The organism is Thioalkalicoccus limnaeus, assembly GCF_041197575.1.
Taxonomy (GTDB): domain Bacteria; phylum Pseudomonadota; class Gammaproteobacteria; order Chromatiales; family Chromatiaceae; genus Thioalkalicoccus; species Thioalkalicoccus limnaeus.
The window spans coordinates 13174-31519 of the sequence record NZ_JBDKXB010000009.1 but is presented as its reverse complement, the minus strand read 5'-3'; the positions used below and the strand labels follow the sequence as shown (position 1 = coordinate 31519).

Sequence of the window (18346 nt, the reverse complement as noted above, 5' to 3'; positions counted from 1 at the left end):
GATGCTTGCTGTTGCGGGCCTTGAGGGCAGTGCCTCGCTGGCGGCGTTTCTCGATCTAGGTGATGTGCTGTGGTACCGCGCACAGAAGGACCGGCGTGGGATCTGGAACTCAATCTCGGCGGATATTGGGTCCTGCGCCTCAGGCGCGGGCGATGTTCTTTCCGGGAGGCCGCGTGCGGGTCTTCCTCCGCGGTCACCCGGTAGACATGCGCAAATCTTTCTCCGGACTGATCGCCTCGATGCAGCAGGCGCTCATCCAGGATTCGCTGTCGGGCCATATGAGGTGCTTAACGGAAGCGGCCCAGAACGTCACCACCCTCGTCGACGAGGAACGGCGTCATTCACCAACTTGGCGCCGGTTTCTGCCACCATCGACTGAGGGACAACGGCTGGTCGAGATCGAACGCGCGACCCCTGGCGCCACGATCAGTGCCGTGACCTTGCTTGCTTGACCGCGGCCCCACGTCCGTCGCGACCACCCGATCGGCCCTTGCGGATGTTGAGCCTTTTCAGGCGCCGGGCGAGTTCGCGCCGGTCGTCGATGGTCGCACCATGGCCATAGCGGATGCGGATGTAGAGCGACAGAAAGGGTTCGACGAGCGGGCCCAGATCCGGACGCCGTGCACTGATGCGCTCGTAGAAGGCGACCGGCCCTTCATTGGGCTGGCGAGTCAGGCCGATTCGAGCGAGGCGGCCGCAGAAACGATCGTAGAGCACCTCGAGCGGATCGCGGCGGGTCCGGGCCACCAACGCGACCGTCAGCGCGAGGGCGACCGCCGCCGCGAGGACCATGACGACCGCCAACCCATAATGGCTCATGAATCCCAGACCGATCAGGGACAGGAGCGCCAGTTGCCGAGCCGTCGAATAGTCGAGCACCCAATCCTGCCAACCGGCGCGGAGCGCATCCCCAGCCAGCCGCATGCGATGGGCGAGCCAGGCGAGTCGGTCGAGGTCCTGCTGGGCGAATCGGATCGGCCGCGTGGCGCCGAGGCCATCGACCAGGGAACCGCGTTCGATCCGGTGCGCTGCGATCGCGGCGGTCGGATCGATCCGCTGCCAGCCCTCGCCGGCGAGCCATACCTCGGTCCAGGCGTGGGCATCCGACTGCCAGATGATGTGGTACCCGCCCATCGGGTTCTGTTCGCCGCCGTGATAGCCGAGCACGACGCGCGCCGGAATGCCGGCGAGCCGCATCAAGACCGCGAAGGCGCTCGCGTAGTGTTCGCAGAAACCGCGGCGGGTCTCGAACAGGAACTCGTCGGTCGGATTGGGTCCGAGCGGCGGCGGCTCCAGCGTGTAATGGAACTCCTCGTCACGGAAGTAGGCCAAACCCCGTTCGACCAGGTCGCGGTCGCTCGTCGCATCGCGCCGCCAGTGGTCGACGAGCGCGCGCATCCTCGCGGTGACATTGGGTGGCAGTTGCGCCGCGGCAGCGGCCATCGCCGGATCCAGCTGGCCGGTGTCGTACTGCATCGCCGACGTCATCTGGTAACGTTCGGTCGTCGTCACGCGGCGGCTTGCAAGGACTTGGAAATCCGCGGTCCAGGTGGCCCCATCGGGGATCAGGACAGGTTTGTCCAGTGCCAATAGCCAGCGCTGATTGTTCGGTTCGAGGACCACCCGGTAGCTGACCTGATCCTCGGCCAGCGCCAACGGCTGCGGCGCGGCGTCGAATCGCGGGATCGGCTCGCCGGTCCAGCGGCGGCCGTCCATATGCCAGAGCACGGGACCGCGCCAGTACAGCCGCTCCGGCGCAGGCGCGGGCCCGTCGAACCAGACACGGAAGGCCAGCTCCCCGGATAGGACCAGTTGCGTGATCGAGCCCGGTTCGAGTTCGTCGGAAAGCCCGGTGATGCCGGTCTGGTCATCGCGTCCAAAGCTCCACAAGGGTGCCTCGAGGCGCGGGAAGAAGAGAAAGAACACGATCGCCAACGGCATGGCCAGCAGCACCAGCCGGGTTGCATGGCCCGCCGCGGCAGTCAGCGGACGCGGTCCAGTGCGCGCGGTCAGGTCGACCATCAACGCAAGATTTCCAATCAGCAGGATCGACACATAGGCCAACAGCAACGGTGATTGATCGAACAGGAACAGGCTGGCCAGGAAGAAGCCGAACAGGATCGCCAGAAGCCGTACATCGCGTTTGCCACGAACTTCTAGGAGTTTCAGGGCCAGCATCGTGGCCAGCAAGGCACCGCCGGCCTCGCGTCCGGTGACGGTCGCATAAGCCGCCACCACATTGATCAGGCCGGCCAGCGTCAGGGGCAGCAGAAGCCAGCGGTTGGGCGCCAGGGCCGGCCAATACAGGGCGGCGAGCCGCAGTGCGAACAGCGCGTACAGATACAGGATCACCTGAGGTGCCAGCCATTGACCCAGCGGCAGGCAGGCGAGCCCGAGCAGGAGCGTGGCGGCGAGCACCTGGCCGCCCGCGAGTCGTTCGCTAACGTGGGTCTTGGTCAAAGGTGGCCAGGGTCTCCAGGCATCGCTGTCGCTGTGTTTCGCCCGCGGCGACTGGGATGATACATCCAGGCAGGCGCAGGCCGAAACGGGTGCGGGCCTCGCTGGCGTCGATCACCTGGCGGCACAAAAGGCTCAGGCGGGCTTCGCTGTCGCGCCCCGTGACCTGCTCCCAATCGAGCCAGACCTCCTCGGTTCGGGCGCCGCCGAATTGCTTGATGACCAACCCTCGCTCGCGGGCCAAGGCCTTCCAGTCGAGACGGCGCGGCGAGTCGCCAGGGCGGTAGAGACGCGGACCGATGAAATCATCCGCACCCTCGCCGCGGTCGCCTTGCGCTTGGGCCTGAGCACCGACCTGGATCACGAGCGGCGGCGGGGCCGTCGCCGTCGGTCGCGGATAGACCAGGGTCGTTGCATGGCTGCGCACGACCGACCAGGCGCGGAAGAGCCCGAGCGGGAAGCGGGTCTCGAGCGTGACCGGTCCGAGGACCAGTCGACCGCGTTCTGCCGTGGCCATGGCCAAACCGAGCGTTTCTTGCGCACCGCGAGCCAATGCGATCGGGTGGACCGAGCCGGCCGCGGCTCCTACGACCAGGTCGGCGCGCGGCCGGTGCCCCGGATCGCGCAGGGTCAATGTGAAATAGGCATCATCGCCGGCGAAGACGCCGTCCCCACCACTGGCGCGAACCTCGAGGCCCAATAGATTGAACCAAGCCAGGTGCAGGCTGACCAGCGCGACCGAGCCGAGCACGAAGGTCAGCAGCAGCCCCAGGTTGTTCTGGTAATTCAGGGAACCGGCGAGCGTCACGAACAACACCAGCGCAAACAGCAGGCCGGTGCGCGTCGGCATCACATAGATGTGACGGCCTCGGATTCGCGCGGCCCCGTCACGATCGGTCGGAACCTGGCGCAGGAACCCTTGCAGGACAGCCGACAAGCGGCCTGCCGTGGTCAGATCTTTGCGCTCGCGTTGGGTAACGGATCCGGGCATAGCGCGAGGAGGGATCCGGCAGTGACTCGGTGGCCGAGCGGCGGGGCTTCCAGGCCCCGCCCTGAGCTTGGATAACCTCGTCCGGCTAAGACTTGTTGAACTGCTCGGCCAGGTAGAGCCAGGTGTCGATCACGGTATCCGGGTTCAAGGACACGCTATCGATGCCCTGCGCGACCAACCACTCGGCGAAATCCTTGTGATCGGATGGTCCCTGACCGCAGATGCCGACGTATTTGCCGTGCCGGCGGCAAGCGTCGATGGCCATCGCCAGCAGCCGTTTGACGGCGGGATCGCGCTCGTCGAAGTCGGCCGCGACCAGACTGGAGTCGCGATCGAGCCCCAAGGTCAGCTGCGTCATATCGTTGGAGCCGATCGAGAACCCGTCGAAGTACTCGAGGAACTCGTCGGCCAGGAGCGCGTTCGACGGGATCTCGCACATCATGATCAGGCGCAGGCCGTTGCGGCCGCGGGCCAGGCCCTGGGCCGCGAGGGCCTCGGTCACCGCCTTGGCTTGATCGATGGTGCGCACGAACGGGATCATGATCTCCAGGTTGGTCAGGCCCATGTCGTCGCGCACCCGGCGCAGGGCCTCGCATTCCATCTCGAAGCAGGGGCGGAAGTCCTCGGCGATATAGCGGCCAGCACCGCGAAACCCGATCATCGGATTCTCCTCGTCGGGCTCGTAGGCCCGCCCGCCGATCAGGTTCGCGTACTCGTTCGATTTGAAATCCGACATCCGCACGATGACCGGATTCGGGGCAAAGGCCGCGGTCAACGTGGCGATGCCTTCGGCCAACTTGGCGACGAAGAACTCGCGCGGGCTCGGATAGGCAGCGATGCGCGGCGCGATCCGGGTGCGCAGCTCGTCGGGCAGATTCTCGTAATTCAACAAGGCCTTCGGGTGGATGCCGATCGTGTTGTTGATCACGAACTCGATCCGGGCCAAACCGATGCCAGCGTTCGGCGTCGCGGCAAACGCAAAGGCACGATCCGGGTTGCCGACGTTCATCATGACCTTGATCGGCACCTCGGGCATCTCGGCGAGCTCGATGGTCTTGTGCTCGAATGGGATCTGCCCTGCATAGATGACCCCGGTGTCACCCTCGGCGCAGCACACGGTCACCGGCTGATTGTCGCGGATCCGGTCGGTGGCGTCGTTGCAGCCGACGATGGCGGGCACGCCGAGCTCGCGCGCGATGATCGCCGCATGGCAGGTTCGCCCGCCGCGGTTCGTGACGATCGCGGCCGCCCGCTTCATGATCGGCTCCCAATCCGGGTCCGTCATGTCGGTGACCAGCACGTCGCCGGGCTCGACCCGGTGCATGTCGCGCACCGAAGCGACGACCTTCGCGATGCCGGAGCCGATCCGGTGACCGATGGCGCGACCCGTCGTCAGCACCGGTCCGGTGCCGCGCAACTGGTAGCGTTCCAGGATCTGGCCGGAACGGCTTTGTACCGTCTCCGGGCGCGCCTGGACGATGTAGATCTGGCCGTCTCGCCCATCCTTGGCCCATTCGATATCCATCGGGCGGCCATAGTGCCGCTCGATCAGCACCGCCTGCCGCGCCAACGCCGTGACCTCGTCGTCGCTCAGGCTGAACCGGAGGCGGTCGGCATCCGGGACCGGCTCGGTGCGCACCGGTTTCTCGGCACCCGGTTCGTCGTAGACCATGCGGATCGCCTTCTCACCCACGGTGCGCCGCAGAATCGCCGGTCGGCCGGCGGCCAACGTCGGCTTGTGCACATAGAACTCGTCGGGATTCACGGCGCCCTGCACGACCATCTCGCCGAGGCCGTAGCTGGCGGTAATGAAGACCACATCGCGGAAACCCGATTCGGTATCCAGTGTGAACACGACCCCCGATGCCCCCAGATCGCTACGGACCATGCGCTGGATGCCGGCCGATAGCGCCACGAGACGGTGCTCGAACCCCTGATGCACGCGATAGGCGATGGCGCGATCGTTGAACAGCGAGGCGAAGACCTCGTGGATCGCGCGTTTGATCCGCTCCAATCCCTGGACGTTGAGGAAGGTTTCCTGCTGGCCGGCGAACGACGCGTCAGGCAGGTCTTCGGCAGTGGCCGACGAGCGCACGGCCCAGGACACCTCGCCGCCGGCCTCGGCGGTCAGGGTCCGATAGGCCTCGCCGATCGCCGCGTCCAGCGCCGGCTGGAACGGCTGATCCATGATCCAGCCGCGGATCTGTGCGCCGGTTTCGGCCAAGCGGGAAACATCGTCGACGTCGAGCCGATCGAGCGCGTCCTGGATCCGGTCGCCGAGTCTGTCCTGAGCCAGGAACTCCCGGTAGGCGTCCGCGGTTGTCGCAAAGCCACCCGGCACTTGCACACCGACGGCCGTCAGGTGGCGGATCATCTCGCCCAGGGAGGCGTTCTTGCCACCGACGATGGGCACATCGCCCATCCCCAGGTCGCTCAACCAGCGGACATAATCGGTCATCACACTCTCTCCGTTCTCGACATCTCGGCCGGGTGAGGACCCGACAGGTGGAGGGCCGGCCCCTGTGCGAGCGGCCACCCGAGGCCGCGGCGGGGGGATGGCCCCGTCAAAATTCCGCAAGATAACCGAAGCGGGTCCATTTGACCCGCGTCAATCTCAATGTTGAGCATTTGATCACAGGCGCTCGCGGCGGGGTCGATACCCCTCGGGGATCAGGATCGTCGGGCTGCATTGGCGTGCATCCTGAAACGGGAAATCCGATGTGTAATGAAGACCGCGGCTCTCGCGGCGCCGTTGCGCCGACTGGATGATCAGGTCAGCCAGATCGACGAGGTTGCGCAATTCCAGCAGGTCGTTGCTGACGCGGAAGTGACTGTAATACTCGATGATCTCCTGGCGGAGCAGCTCAGCCCGGCGCCTCGCGCGTTGCAGACGCTTGTTCGTGCGCACGATCCCGACGTAGTCCCACATGAAACGACGCAGCTCATCCCAATTGTGCGAGACCACGACGTTCTCATCCGGTTCGGTCACGCGGCTTTCGTCCCAGCGCGGCACTTCGGTGACCGGAGCAGCACGCGGGCGTTGCAGCTCGATATCGTGCGCCGCCGATTCGGCGAAGACCAGACATTCGAGCAGCGAGTTGCTGGCCATTCGATTCGCGCCATGCAAACCCGTGTAGGCCGCTTCGCCGACGGCGTACAGGCCGGGCAAATCGGTCCGGCCGGCGTTGTCCGTGACGATCCCGCCGCAGGTGTAGTGCGCGGCCGGTACGACCGGGATCGGTTCTCGGGTGATATCGATACCGAATTCCAGGCACCGGGCGTGGATCATCGGGAAGTGCTCGCGCACGAAATCGGCTGGCCGGTGCGAGATGTCCAGGTAGACGCACTCGCTGCCGATGCGCTTCATCTCGTGGTCGATCGCGCGTGCGACGACATCGCGCGGGGCCAGCTCGGCGCGTGGATCGAAGGCCGCCATGAAACGGGTCCCATCGGGCAGCAGCAGCCTCGCCCCTTCGCCACGCAAGGCCTCGGTGACCAAAAAGGACTTGGCCTGCGGGTGATAGAGGCAGGTCGGATGGAACTGCATGAACTCCATGTTCGCGACCCGGCAACCTGCCCGCCAGGCCATCGCGATCCCGTCGCCGGTCGAGACATCCGGATTGCTCGTATAGAGGTAGACCTTGCTGGCCCCGCCGGTCGCGATGACGACGAACGGCGCCACGAAGGTTTCGACCTGATCGGCGAGCCGGTCGAGCGCATAGACGCCGAGACAACGATGATCGTGGCCACCGAGCTTGGCCGTCGTGATCAGATCGACGGCAAGATGGTTCTCGAACACCGTGACGTTGGAACGCTCGCGCACGCGCGACACGAGCGTCTGTTCGACCTCGAGGCCCGTCGCGTCGGCAGCGTGAATGACTCGCCGGTGACTGTGACCGCCTTCACGGGTCAGATGGAACTCACCGGCGCTGTCCGTGTCTTCGTTGCGCGTGAACTGAACCCCTTGTTCCAGCAGCCATCGAATACGGTCCGGTCCGCGTTCGACGACCCAACGAACGGTCGCCTCGTCGCACAGCCCAGCACCCGCCGACAGGGTGTCCTGGACGTGGGAGTCAACCGAATCCTGGGCATCGAGGACCGCCGAGATCCCACCTTGGGCATAGCGGGTGCTGCCTTCGTCGAGATCTCGTTTCGAAATGATCGCGATCGCGATCTCGTCGCTCAGTTGCAGTGCCGTGCTGAGGCCCGCGGCACCGCTACCGAGGATGATGACATCGTACCTGTGGGTGTGGCTCATTGGGTGACCGCCTCCGAAACGACCGGACCCTTGACGATGACCGGAATATGACGAGGATAACGCCAAAACGGGTCGCTTGGCGCGGGTGGTGGCACCCTGTCGACCTTCTCGAACCGCAGAAGGGCACCTTGAAAAATTCAAGGTGCCCGCGCGGGGCAAGGATGCCCCACCATTTTCAGTCGCCTAAGCGACGGAAAATGAAGCGAAGTGGAAATCGCATTTTCGCTTCGCGTCTTGAAAAATTGCCCGGATGGCAATTTTTCAAGGTCCCCAGAAAGCGCTGCAGGGAGTCACCCGGTCACGGCCCCCCTGACGATCCTCGTCCCTCGCTCCACGCTGAGCCGTGTGTCGTCTCGACCAGTGCGCCGCGGAGATCAACGCTGCGGAGATCGGCGTTGGCCGCGTGAACGACGGCCCCCAGGTCCGGCAGATGGGCGAGGTCGCCCCGGAGGAACCCGAGGGTCACGCCGTTCCGGCCTCGCCGCGCTATGCTGCTTCGCCTCTCGGCCGCGGATCCGGTCGGCGGCGTTCGCGACCCGCGCATCCTCCCGGGCCGCGGCCCGCTCGAGGGATTCGAGTTCGGCCAACACCGCCTCGGCACCCACATCCAGCAGCCGCTCGCCGTCCAGACCGAGGACGTCGATGCGGTCCCGGAGCCCGGGCTCCAGGCCCGCCGCCAGTTCGGTCAACGCCGACGCGTCGGGCTCCTCGCCCCAGCGTGCCAGCAGATAGGCCTGAATCAAGGCACCAAGCCGCGTTGCTTCCTGTTTCAGCATCGGTTCAATTCTAATTTACAGAGCGCTTCATCATGTGGTTGGTCCTGACCCTGTCCGCAGGAGGCCGGGCACGCGCGAGGGCGAGCGATGTGATGGTCGATCGACGAAGAGCTGGGTCAGGTTTCGGTGGCAAGCTGGGCGATCGACCGGTACATCCGCGGCCGCTCTCTGCACCCCGAGCCAAATGCCCGGCGCGCTCGGGAAGCACCGACTCCCACCCAAAGCGCAGGTGAGGGCACGACGATAGGCCGCAGCCACCGCAGAATAACGGGTATACCACCAGAAAAATTTCGGCGACCCCTTCGGCGTGACCCTTATCACGCATTGTCCAGCGCTAAAAAAATAGCACGATTGGTCCTCGGTTTGGAGACGCGGGGCGATCTTTCGAGCGAGTGCGGAAACCCCTGGTGACGCCGGCTTGTTTGGCCAAACAACCGGTGTGCTGGTCCCGCATCCCTGCCACCTGCTCGTGGCGCGGGCCTCGAGGCACATCTTTGGTTCCTACTGTCGAGAGCCGCCGCTGTGGCGCGGGCACGAGTGGTCAACGCGGCTCCGCCGGGTCGGCACCGAGGATGTAGGCGAGATCGAGCTCGACGGCGTCGAAGGGCGGGATGCGTGCGCGGGCCTCGTCCTTCAACGTCGCGACGATCCGGTAGTTGCCAGCCTCGAGGGCATGGGCGAGCAGCACCCGGTCCTCGGGCCAGATAAGCCAGTAGAAGGGCACTCCGTAGCGGCGCAACAGCAGCGGCAGGTGCAGCGTGTCCTTGCGTTCATGGCCGGGCGAGACGATCTCGCAGACCCAATCCGGGGCCAGCTCGACGCGTTCCTCGGGACTCAGCCGCAGGTCATCGATCGTCTTGAGCTTGTGTGCTTCCATCGGGGGCCTCGGTGTCGTCGGACGAGCGTCGTCGGGATGGGGCCGGGTCGCGCGTGCCGTTGCGGGCGATGACGCCAACTTAGACCCCGCCGCGCCCATGCGTCAATGCCGGCGCGGGACGCCTCGAGGACGGATAACGGAGGGACAGGAGACGGGTGGGAAATCCAAGCCGTTTCGAGGGCCCAATCTGGGCCGAGACAGGACGGTAGTGGAGGCGGGATGCGAGGTCAAGGCATGGAAACGTACACTCCGCACCTTTCCGGGATGGTCGGCATGATTCTTCTGGCGCCCTATCCGTCGTCGGGGTGACGCGTAAAGCAGCTTGGCGGGAATTACACTGCCACGAGGAACACCCTCTCGGTCTCGAGAGCAGTTTGACTGAGTATTCTGTTCCAGCCGTGATCCCGCGCCGCTCGCGCAGGAGGAGCTCGACCGTAAGAAGCTGCTTGGAAACTCCTCAGAGCGCCTGTCTCCGGGCTGCCAACATCGTCGTCAGCAGGCGAACTCGCTGTTTCGGGCAGCATTCAGTAGTCGGAAACCCGGCGACGGTCGCGTAAGTCGTTGATATAGTAATTTCCAAACAGCTTCTAAGCAGCGTGACTTCGATCCCTTCAGTTCAACGGCGACCGGTAATGTACTGGCCGCCAAAAGGCCTTGGCACGGCGGCGCGCTGGGGTGGAGCCGTTCGCGGGTTACCGGTATCCTGACCGACGCGGCCCGGCCCGCTGCGATCGCGGCGGCCGGCCGTAACCTGGCCCGGCCGGGTCGTTACCGCCAACCCGCCACCGAGAGGAGCTCACCGATGATTCGATCCGTCTCCGGCCCTACCGCCGGCCTCGTCGCCGCCGCCCTGTTGACCGTCTCCGCGAGCCCCGCCGCCGATCAACGCTTCGTGACGATCGGGACCGGCGGCGTGACCGGGGTCTATTACCCGGCCGGCCAGAACATCTGTCGCCTGGTCAACCGCGACCGCGCAACGCACGGGCTGCGCTGCACCGCCGAGAGCACCGGCGGCTCCATCTTCAACGTCAATGCGATCGGCGCCGGCGAGATGGACTTCGGCATCGTCCAGTCCGATTGGCAGTACCATGCCTTCCATGGCTCCGGACCCTTCGCCGAACAGGGCGCGAATCCAGAGCTGCGTTCCGCGTTCGCGCTTCATCCGGAGCCCTTCACGGTCGTGGTGCGCCCGGACAGCGGCATCGAGCGCTTCACCGACATCGTCGGCAAACGGGTCAATCTCGGCAACCCGGGTTCCGGGCAGCGCGGCACCGTCGAGCGGCTGATGACCGAGTACGGCTGGACGGCGAGCGATTTCGCGCTGGCCTCGGAGCTGCCGTCGCGCGAACAGGGCCAGGCCCTGTGCGACAACCGGATCGATGTCGTGCTCTTCACCGTCGGTCATCCGTCGGCCGCGATCCAGGAGCCGATCGCGACCTGCGGGGCGCGGCTGATCCCGGTCGAAGGACCACAAGTCGCGGCACTGATCGACAAGACCCCCTATTACTTCGAGACCCGGATCCCGGCGAACATGTATCCCGGCCAGAACGCCGACATCGTCACCTTCGGCGTCGGCGCGACCCTGACGACCTCGACCGCCACCAGCGACGACGCGGTCTACCATCTGACGCGTGCGGTGTTCGAGAATTTCGAGACCTTCCAGACGATGCACCCGGCCTTCGCGGTCCTCGAACCGGCGACGATGGTCGGTGCGGGACTGTCCGCGCCGATCCATGCGGGGGCACAACGCTACTACCGCGAGGCCGGTCTGCTCCAAGACTGACCGGTGACCCACCCGGGACCGACCAGGGCCGGCGGCAACGAGGCCGCCGGCCTGGTCGAGCAGATGGAAACCGGCGCGCGCCGCCCCGGCCCGGCGACGCGCCGGCTCGTCTATTTGGTTGCGGTGAGCTGGTCGCTGTTCCAGCTGTGGATCGTCTCGCCGCTCCCGTTCTGGCTCGGCGTCGGCGTGATCCCGGAGACCCAGGGCCGGTCGATCCACCTGGCCTTCGCCGTCTTCCTCGCCTTTCTGCTGTTCCCCGGCCGACTGCCGACCGACACCAAACAGCGCCTCGCCGCGGCCTTCTATTTGGTGCTCGGTCTCGGCCTGTGGGCCTTCGCCTGGTCCCAGCACGCCGCCGACCGACCCTGGGTTCCCGCTTACGTCGCGATCGGCGCCGTTGCGTTGGTGCTAGCCTGGTCGGCCGCGCGCCTGGTCCCGCTCGCGCGGATCCCGATGCTCGACTGGGTCCTCGCCCTGCTCGCGGCCTGGTGCGCGGGGTATTTGTTTCTGTTCCACCAGGATCTCGCCACACGGCCGGGACGGCCGTTGCTCGCCGACCTGATCGCGGCTGGCGTCGGCCTGCTGCTGTTGCTCGAGGCCACGCGCCGGGTGCTGGGCCCGGCGCTGATGGTGATCGCCGGCCTGTTCCTCGTCTACGCCTTCGCCGGCCCCTGGATGCCGGACCTGTTGGCCCACCGCGGTGCGTCCTTCGCGCGGGCGATGGCGCAACAATGGCTGTCGAACGAGGGGGTGTTCGGCATCGCGCTCGGCGTGTCGACCAGCTTCGTCTTTCTGTTCGTGCTGTTCGGCGCCCTGCTCGAACGGGCCGGGGCCGGCGGCTACTTCATCCGCGTCGCCTTCGCGCTGCTCGGCCATCTGCGCGGCGGACCGGCGAAGGCCGCGGTCGCCGCGTCGGCGATGACCGGCCTGGTCTCGGGCTCGTCGATCGCCAACGTCGTGACCACCGGCACCTTCACGGTGCCCTTGATGAAACGCACCGGCTTCACGCCGGCCAAGGCCGGGGCCGTCGAGGTCGCCAGTTCGGTCAACGGCCAGTTGATGCCACCGGTCATGGGGGCGGCGGCCTTCCTGATGGTCGAGTATGTCGGCATCCCCTATGTCGAGGTCATCAAGCACGCCTTCCTGCCGGCGCTGATCGCCTACATCGCGCTCTTCTATATCGTCCACCTCGAGGCCGCGAAGGCCGGTCTCGCGGGTCTGCCGCGCGCGAGCGACAGCGGGCCGCTGCGCCGGCTGATCGCCGGCGGCCTCGCGGTCAGCGGGTTCCTGGTGCTCGCTGGGGTCGTCTACTTCGGGCTCGGCTGGATCAAGTCGGTGGCCCCGGAGCACTCGATCTGGGTCATCGCGACGCTGGTCCTCGGCGCCTACCTGGCGCTCCTCTGGTGGGCCAGCCGGGTGCCGCCCCCCCCGCCGGAGACCGACGACCTCGCGATCCTGCCCGCGCCCGGGCCGACGCTGCAGGGTGGCCTGCACTTCCTGCTGCCGGTCATCGTGCTGATCTGGTGCCTGGTCGTCGAGCGCCTGTCGCCCGGGCTCTCGGCCTTCTGGGCGATCCTGTTCCTGGTCGCGATCCTGCTCACCCAGCGGCCGCTGATCGCCTGGTTCCGCGGCGAGGGCCGCTATCTCGGGGCCGTGACCCACGGCGCGCGCGACCTGGTCGACGGCCTCGCACAGGGGGCACGCAACATGATCGGCATCGGCGTGGCCACGGCCGCGGCCGGGATCATCGTCGGCACGGTCGCGATGACCGGCATCGCGCTGGTCATGACCGATCTGGTCGAATGGCTGTCCGGCGGCCTGATCCTGCCGATGCTGATCTTGACGGCCCTGATCTGCCTGGTCCTCGGCCTCGGCCTGCCGACGACGGCCAACTACATCATCGTCGCGACCCTGATGGCCCCGGTGATCGTGGCCCTCGGGGCCGAAAACGGTCTGCTGATCCCGCTGATCGCGGCCCACCTGTTCGTGTTTTATTTCGGCATCATGGCCGACGTGACGCCGCCGGTCGGGCTCGCGTCGTTCGCGGCCGCGGCCGTGGCGCGGGCGAATCCGATCCAGACCGGGATCCAGGCCCTCTGGTACAGCCTGCGCACGATCACGCTGCCGTTCGTGTTCATCTTCAATCCACAGCTCTTGTTGATCGGCGTCCACAGCGGCTGGCAACTGGCCCTGACCTTCGCCGGCGCGCTGATCGGCATGCTGGCCTTCGCCGCCGCGACCCAACACTATCTGCTCACCCGCAACCGCGTTTGGGAGACCGCGGCGCTGCTGCTGATCGCCTTGACGCTGTTCGTGCCTGGGCTCTGGATGGATCGCTTTCAACCAGCCTTCTCGGCCCTTCCGGCGAGTGAGATCAGGGCCGCCGCGACCGCGGTCCCGGCCTCTGGGCACCTGCGCCTCGAGGTTCGCGGTTGGGATTTGGCCGGCGACGAGGTCGTGAAACGGATCATGCTCCCGCTCGGCGAATCCGGCGACGGCCACGACCGGCTCACCGCGGCCGGATTGGGTCTGGTCGAGATCGGCGATCGGGTCAGCGTCGGCTTCGTCCGTTTCGGCAGTCCGGCCGATCGCCTCGGACTCGAGGGCGGCTGGCAGATCGAGGCCGTCCTGATGCCCGCCGCACGACCGGCCCCCGAGTGGTTCTATGTGCCGGCCCTGGCCTTGCTGGCGCTGGTGGTCTGGCGGCAGCGCCGACGCCTGGCCGCGGCGAGTCCTTAGCGTACAATGACGCCATGGATGCACACGGGAAAAGACCAAGTGACGAAGGAGCCGACACACAGGGCTGATTCGGTCCGTGAGGTTCCGTGTTCTTCCGTGGCTCCTGATCGTCGTTTGGAGTGCCAGGCCTGCGGGCATCACAGGTCGGAACGAGGGCCTGGCTGGCGCTCGCGCGGACGCTGCTCCAATCACGCGCCCCGCACGGGCTCCCGCCACCAGCTCTCGCCGTCGCAGACCAGGACCTCGCCCTGGTCATCATGCCATTCGGCCAGGACATGGCGGACCGCCGGACGCCCATCGAGCACGAAGCGGTGGTCGGCCGGGCGGTGGGTATGGCCATGGATCAGGCGGGTGGTCGCATGGCGCCGCATGGCCCGCATCACGGCCTTCTGATTGACATCCATGATCGCATCGGTCTTAGCTGCGGTCGCGGCGCCACTGCGCCGGCGGTAGTCCGCAGCGAGGCCCCGGCGCCAGGCCAGCGACCGCCACAGAAAGAGCCGCTTGGCCAACGGGTTCCGGATGCGGCGGCGAAAGCGCTGGTAGGCGACATCATCGGTGCAGAGGCGATCGCCATGCATCAACAGGACCCGTTCACCGGCCAGGTCGACGACCGTCGCCTCACGCAGCAGCCGACAGCCGGTCCCGCGCGCGAAGGCGCGGCCGATCAGGAAATCGCGGTTGCCGTGGATCAGATGGCAGCGCGTGCCGGCCGCCCCCAGTTCCTCGAGCGCGGCACGGATCTCGGGATACGGCGATGTGTCGTCGTCATCGCCGATCCAGGCATCGAACAGATCACCCAGGATATAGAGCCGGGCCGCGCCGCGTGCGCGACCCGCCAAGAAGGCCCGGAACAGAGCCACCGCCGCCGGGCGCTCCGGCGACAGGTGCAGGTCCGACACGAAGAGGTGCTCGTCGGTCGACGTCGACATCGCGAGGGAGGCTATCCGTGTTTATCCCTGTTCGTGCCTAGCCCATGCTTGATGCGCTGTCCGAGCCGCGCCATGACTGGCATGACCGAACGAAGGGCCGCCGTCACTCGACGATGATGGCCTTCTCGATCACGACATCCTCGATCGGCACATCCTGGTGACCCTGTTTGCTCGAGGTGCGCACGGCCTTGATCCGGTCGACGACCTCCATGCCTTCGACGACCTGACCGAAGACGCAGTAGCCCCAGCCATCTTGCCCCGGATAGTCGAGAAAGTCGTTATCGGCGACATTGATGAAGAACTGGCTGGTGGCCGAATGCGGGTCGTTGGTTCGCGCCATCGCGATCGTGCCGATCTTGTTCTTCAAGCCGTTCTTGGCCTCGTTCTCGATCGGGCGGCGGGTCGGCTGGGGCACGAAATCCGCAGTCATGCCCCCACCCTGGATCATGAAACCATTGATCACGCGGTGGAAGATGGTGCCGTCGTAGTGGCCATCCCGGACGTACTGGACGAAGTTCGCGCTGGTCTTGGGCGCGCGTTCGGCGTCCACCTCGAGCAGGATGTCGCCATGGTTGGTCGTGAGTTTGATCATCGCTTTCTCCGCGGGTAGCGGCCCGGCGCCGGGACCTGGGCACAGCCTTGGTGATAAAGTCAGTGGTGATACAGTCGGCAACGCCGGTGCGCCGGCGAGCGACTCTCGCCGCTCCATGTTACGGGTTTTGCCGGTCGGGCGGAATCATCGCTGACCAGCCGCGCCCCTTCGACCCTAAGTATTTGGTACGACTCGGCGGCTTTGTTACCATCCGGGCGCCGCGACAAGCCGAAGGACTCCCATGCTCAAGATCCACAACAGCCTGACCCGCCAGAAAGAGGCGTTGATCCCGATTCGACCCGGACAGGTCCGCATGTATGTCTGCGGCATGACCGTCTACGACTACTGCCACCTCGGTCATGCCCGGGTCATGGTCGTGTTCGACATCGTCTACCGCTATCTGCGCCATCTCGATTATCAGGTCACCTACGTCCGTAATATCACCGACATCGACGACAAGATCATCCGGCGCGCGGCCGAGAACGGGGAATCCATCGCCACGCTGACCGAGCGCTTCATCGCCGCGATGCACGAGGACGCCGCACAGCTTAGCGTGCTGCCACCGACCGACGAGCCGCGCGCGACGGCCCATATCGACGAGATCCAGGCGATGATCGCGACCCTGATCGACAAGCGCCTCGCCTACCAGGCCGACAATGGCGACGTCTATTACGCAGTAAGCCGCTTCCCGAATTACGGGCGGCTCTCCGGCAAGGACCTTCAGGATCTTCGCGCCGGCAGCCGGGTGGAGGTCGACGAGGCCAAGCGGGATCCGCTCGATTTCGTGCTCTGGAAGGCCGCCAAGCCAGGCGAGCCGAGCTGGGATTCGCCGTGGGGCCCGGGCCGCCCGGGCTGGCACATCGAATGCTCGGCGATGTCGACCTGCGCGCTTGGCCACCATTTCGACATCCATGGCGGTGGCGCCGATCTCCAGTTTCCGCACCACGAGAACGAGATCGCCCAGTCCGAAGGGGCGACCGGCGAGCGCTACGTGAACATTTGGATGCACAACGGCTTCGTGCGCGTCAACGACGAGAAGATGTCGAAGTCGCTCGGCAACTTCTTCACCGTGCGCGAGATCCTGCGACACTACCGACCGGAGGAGGTCCGCTACTTCATCCTGACCAGCCACTACCGCAGCCCGCTGAACTACGACGAGGGGCAACTGCAGACGGCCCGCGGCGCCCTGACCCGCCTCTACACGGCGTTGCGCGGACTACGGACGGCCGTGTCCCCGGCCGAGGGCGAAGGTTTTCGCGAGCGGTTTCGGGCCGCGATGGACGACGACTTCAACACGCCGGAAGCACTGGCGGTTCTCTTCGACCTGGCGCGGGAGATCAACCGCGCGCGCGCCACCGACGAGGGCCGCGCCGCGGCCCTGGCCGACGAACTGCGCGAGCTCGCCGCGGTCCTCGGCCTGCTCGAAGCGGACCCCGAGGACTATCTGAAGGGCGCACCTCGTGCCATAGAATCAGAGGGGCTAGACGCCGGCAACGTCGGGACACCGGCCATCCTGGCCAACCAAGAGATCGAGCGCTTGATCGAGGAGCGGCTCGCAGCCCGTCGAGCCAAAGACTGGGCCGCGGCGGACCGGATCCGCGACCGGTTGCAGGCCGAGGGCATCCTGCTCGAAGACGGCCCCACGGGCACGACCTGGCGACGTGGCTGACCCTCGCCTTCGAGCCCGCAAGATAAAATGACATTTGGGTTGACTGGTGCGCGGCGTAGGTGCGGCTGAAGCCGCAACGCAATTCAGCCGGAAGACCAGGGCCCTGGCTTCGTGCGGCTGAAGCCGCACCTACATGGAGGATTGCGGGCTAGGCCGCACCGACACCGAGGTTGCGGGGGAAGCCGCACCTACACCCAATCTGTGGTGATTCAACCGACAGCCGGGTAAGCCTGGTGCGTTATTTTCCGGGAGTTGCCGCTACGGGTATCCGTCGGGGTTTTGCGACTGCCAGTGCCAGGCGTCGCGGACCATTGCGTCGATGCCGTATTCCGCGGACCAACCGAGCTCGGCTCGTGCCCGGCTCGGGTCGGCGAAACAGGTCGCGATATCGCCCGGGCGGCGCGCGACGATCTCGTACGGAACAGCACGGCCGCTGGCCCGCTCGAACGCGCGGATCATCTCGAGCACGCTGTACCCGCGCCCAGTGCCCAGGTTGAAGGGTACGGCCCCGGTCAGCGCGTGGATCCGCTCGAGCGCCTTGACATGCCCGCGGGCCAGGTCGACGACATGGATGTAGTCCCGCACACCGGTGCCGTCCGGGGTCGGATAGTCACCTCCGAAGACCCGCAACTTGGTCAGCTTGCCGATCGCGACCTGCGAGGCATAGGGCATCAGGTTGTTCGGGATGCCGTTTGGATCCTCGCCGATCTGCCCGCTCGGGTGGGCGCCGACCGGATTGAAGTAGCGCAGCAACACGACCTGCCAGGCCGGATCAGCGGCACACAGATCGCGCAGGATTTCCTCGATGACGAGCTTGGTGCGACCGTAGGGGTTCGTCGCTGACAGCGGAAAGCCTTCGTCGACCGGGACGCTGGCCGGTTCGCCATAGACGGTCGCCGACGAGCTGAAGACCAGGCGTCGGACGCCTGCCTCAGCCATGACCTGACACAGGGTGATGGTCCCGCCGACATTGTTCGCGTAATAGTCGAGCGGTCTCTCGGTCGATTCCCCGACCGCCTTGAGCCCGGCGAAGTGGACCACGGCATCGAAGGCATCGCGCTCGAAGATCCGCGTGAGCGCCGCGCGATCGCGCAGGTCGGCCTCGACGAAATCGAGCGTTTGCCCGGTGATCGATCGGACCCGATTCAGGGCCTCGACCTTGCTGTTCGACAGATTGTCGACGACGACGACCTGATAGCCGGCCATCAGCAGTTCGACGCAGGTGTGACTCCCGATATAGCCCGCCCCACCAGTTACCAACACCCGCATCGG

General features: G+C 66.2%; 13 protein-coding genes. 4 read left to right on the top strand and 9 right to left on the bottom strand.

Annotated features, from left to right (window positions below; translation table 11 throughout):
* Nucleotides 1–152 precede the first annotated feature (152 nt).
* A complete protein-coding gene (gene tnpB / locus ABC977_RS08885; RefSeq protein ID WP_369666896.1) occupies nt 153–452 on the top strand; it encodes an IS66 family insertion sequence element accessory protein TnpB in 300 nt (99 codons plus the stop codon).
* Here tnpB and ABC977_RS08880 read toward each other — a convergent pair.
* The 6 genes from ABC977_RS08880 to ABC977_RS08855 all read right to left on the bottom strand — a co-directional run bounded on the left by ABC977_RS08880 (nt 427) and on the right by ABC977_RS08855 (nt 9359).
* Nucleotides 427–2460 (bottom strand): transglutaminase TgpA family protein, encoded by a 2034-nt coding sequence (locus tag ABC977_RS08880; protein WP_369666895.1) that lies wholly within the window; start codon nt 2458–2460, stop codon nt 427–429. The two genes, tnpB and ABC977_RS08880, sit on opposite strands and share 26 nt — an antisense overlap.
* A complete protein-coding gene (locus ABC977_RS08875) occupies nt 2441–3448 on the bottom strand; it encodes a DUF58 domain-containing protein (RefSeq protein WP_369666894.1) in 1008 nt (335 codons plus the stop codon). Before ABC977_RS08875 ends, ABC977_RS08880 begins: the two co-directional genes overlap by 20 nt.
* An 85-nt stretch (nt 3449–3533) precedes the next feature.
* The gene (ppsA, locus tag ABC977_RS08870; RefSeq protein WP_369666893.1) at nt 3534–5906 is read right to left on the bottom strand and encodes a phosphoenolpyruvate synthase; all 2373 of its coding nucleotides are present in this window, start codon (nt 5904–5906) and stop codon (nt 3534–3536) included.
* 174 nt (nt 5907–6080) lie between these two features.
* Nucleotides 6081–7706: an L-aspartate oxidase gene (gene nadB, locus ABC977_RS08865; protein ID WP_369666892.1), complete on the bottom strand. Its 1626-nt coding sequence runs from the start codon at nt 7704–7706 to the stop codon at nt 6081–6083.
* Nucleotides 7707–8080: 374 nt separating this feature from the next.
* The gene (locus tag ABC977_RS08860) at nt 8081–8482 is read right to left on the bottom strand and encodes a hypothetical protein (RefSeq protein ID WP_369666891.1); all 402 of its coding nucleotides are present in this window, start codon (nt 8480–8482) and stop codon (nt 8081–8083) included.
* A 541-nt stretch (nt 8483–9023) separates the two neighbouring features.
* Nucleotides 9024–9359 (bottom strand): Uma2 family endonuclease, encoded by a 336-nt coding sequence (locus tag ABC977_RS08855; protein WP_369666890.1) that lies wholly within the window; start codon nt 9357–9359, stop codon nt 9024–9026.
* Nucleotides 9360–10161: 802 nt separating this feature from the next.
* Here ABC977_RS08855 and ABC977_RS08850 point away from each other — a divergent pair.
* Both ABC977_RS08850 and ABC977_RS08845 read left to right on the top strand, forming a co-directional pair.
* The gene (locus ABC977_RS08850; protein ID WP_369666889.1) at nt 10162–11142 is read left to right on the top strand and encodes a TAXI family TRAP transporter solute-binding subunit; all 981 of its coding nucleotides are present in this window, start codon (nt 10162–10164) and stop codon (nt 11140–11142) included.
* Between the two features lie 63 nt (nt 11143–11205).
* Nucleotides 11206–13881 (top strand): TRAP transporter permease, encoded by a 2676-nt coding sequence (locus ABC977_RS08845; protein ID WP_369666963.1) that lies wholly within the window; start codon nt 11206–11208, stop codon nt 13879–13881.
* A gap of 188 nt (nt 13882–14069) precedes the next feature.
* Here ABC977_RS08845 and ABC977_RS08840 read toward each other — a convergent pair whose 3' ends face one another.
* Together ABC977_RS08840 and ABC977_RS08835 are read right to left on the bottom strand one after the other, a co-directional pair.
* Complete coding sequence (locus tag ABC977_RS08840) at nt 14070–14813, bottom strand: UDP-2,3-diacylglucosamine diphosphatase (protein ID WP_369666888.1); 744 nt, start codon at nt 14811–14813, stop codon at nt 14070–14072.
* Nucleotides 14814–14916: 103 nt separating this feature from the next.
* A complete protein-coding gene (locus ABC977_RS08835) occupies nt 14917–15405 on the bottom strand; it encodes a peptidylprolyl isomerase (protein ID WP_369666887.1) in 489 nt (162 codons plus the stop codon).
* Between the two features lie 241 nt (nt 15406–15646).
* Here ABC977_RS08835 and cysS point away from each other — a divergent pair, with 241 nt between their 5' ends.
* On the top strand, nt 15647–17074 hold the full coding sequence (gene cysS, locus ABC977_RS08830) for a cysteine--tRNA ligase (protein ID WP_369666886.1): 1428 nt from the start codon (nt 15647–15649) through the stop codon (nt 17072–17074).
* Between the two features lie 258 nt (nt 17075–17332).
* On the opposite strand, the gene galE is transcribed toward cysS, so the two are convergent.
* The gene (gene galE / locus ABC977_RS08825) at nt 17333–18343 is read right to left on the bottom strand and encodes a UDP-glucose 4-epimerase GalE (RefSeq protein WP_369666885.1); all 1011 of its coding nucleotides are present in this window, start codon (nt 18341–18343) and stop codon (nt 17333–17335) included.
* Nucleotides 18344–18346: the final 3 nt, after the last annotated feature.

Bases quoted from the DNA above. Each gene is read 5' to 3' on its own strand.
- ABC977_RS08860 (WP_369666891.1), bottom strand. From the start codon at position 8,482: ATGCTGAAACAGGAAGCAACGCGGCTTGGTGCCTTGATTCAGGCCTAT.
- ABC977_RS08875 (WP_369666894.1), bottom strand. From the start codon at position 3,448: ATGCCCGGATCCGTTACCCAACGCGAGCGCAAAGATCTGACCACGGCA.
- ABC977_RS08850 (WP_369666889.1), top strand. From the start codon at position 10,162: ATGATTCGATCCGTCTCCGGCCCTACCGCCGGCCTCGTCGCCGCCGCC.
- ABC977_RS08845 (WP_369666963.1), top strand. From the start codon at position 11,206: ATGGAAACCGGCGCGCGCCGCCCCGGCCCGGCGACGCGCCGGCTCGTC.
- ppsA (WP_369666893.1), bottom strand. From the start codon at position 5,906: ATGACCGATTATGTCCGCTGGTTGAGCGACCTGGGGATGGGCGATGTG.
- cysS (WP_369666886.1), top strand. From the start codon at position 15,647: ATGCTCAAGATCCACAACAGCCTGACCCGCCAGAAAGAGGCGTTGATC.
- galE (WP_369666885.1), bottom strand. From the start codon at position 18,343: ATGCGGGTGTTGGTAACTGGTGGGGCGGGCTATATCGGGAGTCACACC.
- tnpB (WP_369666896.1), top strand. From the start codon at position 153: ATGTTCTTTCCGGGAGGCCGCGTGCGGGTCTTCCTCCGCGGTCACCCG.
- nadB (WP_369666892.1), bottom strand. From the start codon at position 7,706: ATGAGCCACACCCACAGGTACGATGTCATCATCCTCGGTAGCGGTGCC.
- ABC977_RS08855 (WP_369666890.1), bottom strand. From the start codon at position 9,359: ATGGAAGCACACAAGCTCAAGACGATCGATGACCTGCGGCTGAGTCCC.
- ABC977_RS08840 (WP_369666888.1), bottom strand. From the start codon at position 14,813: ATGTCGACGTCGACCGACGAGCACCTCTTCGTGTCGGACCTGCACCTG.
- ABC977_RS08835 (WP_369666887.1), bottom strand. From the start codon at position 15,405: ATGATCAAACTCACGACCAACCATGGCGACATCCTGCTCGAGGTGGAC.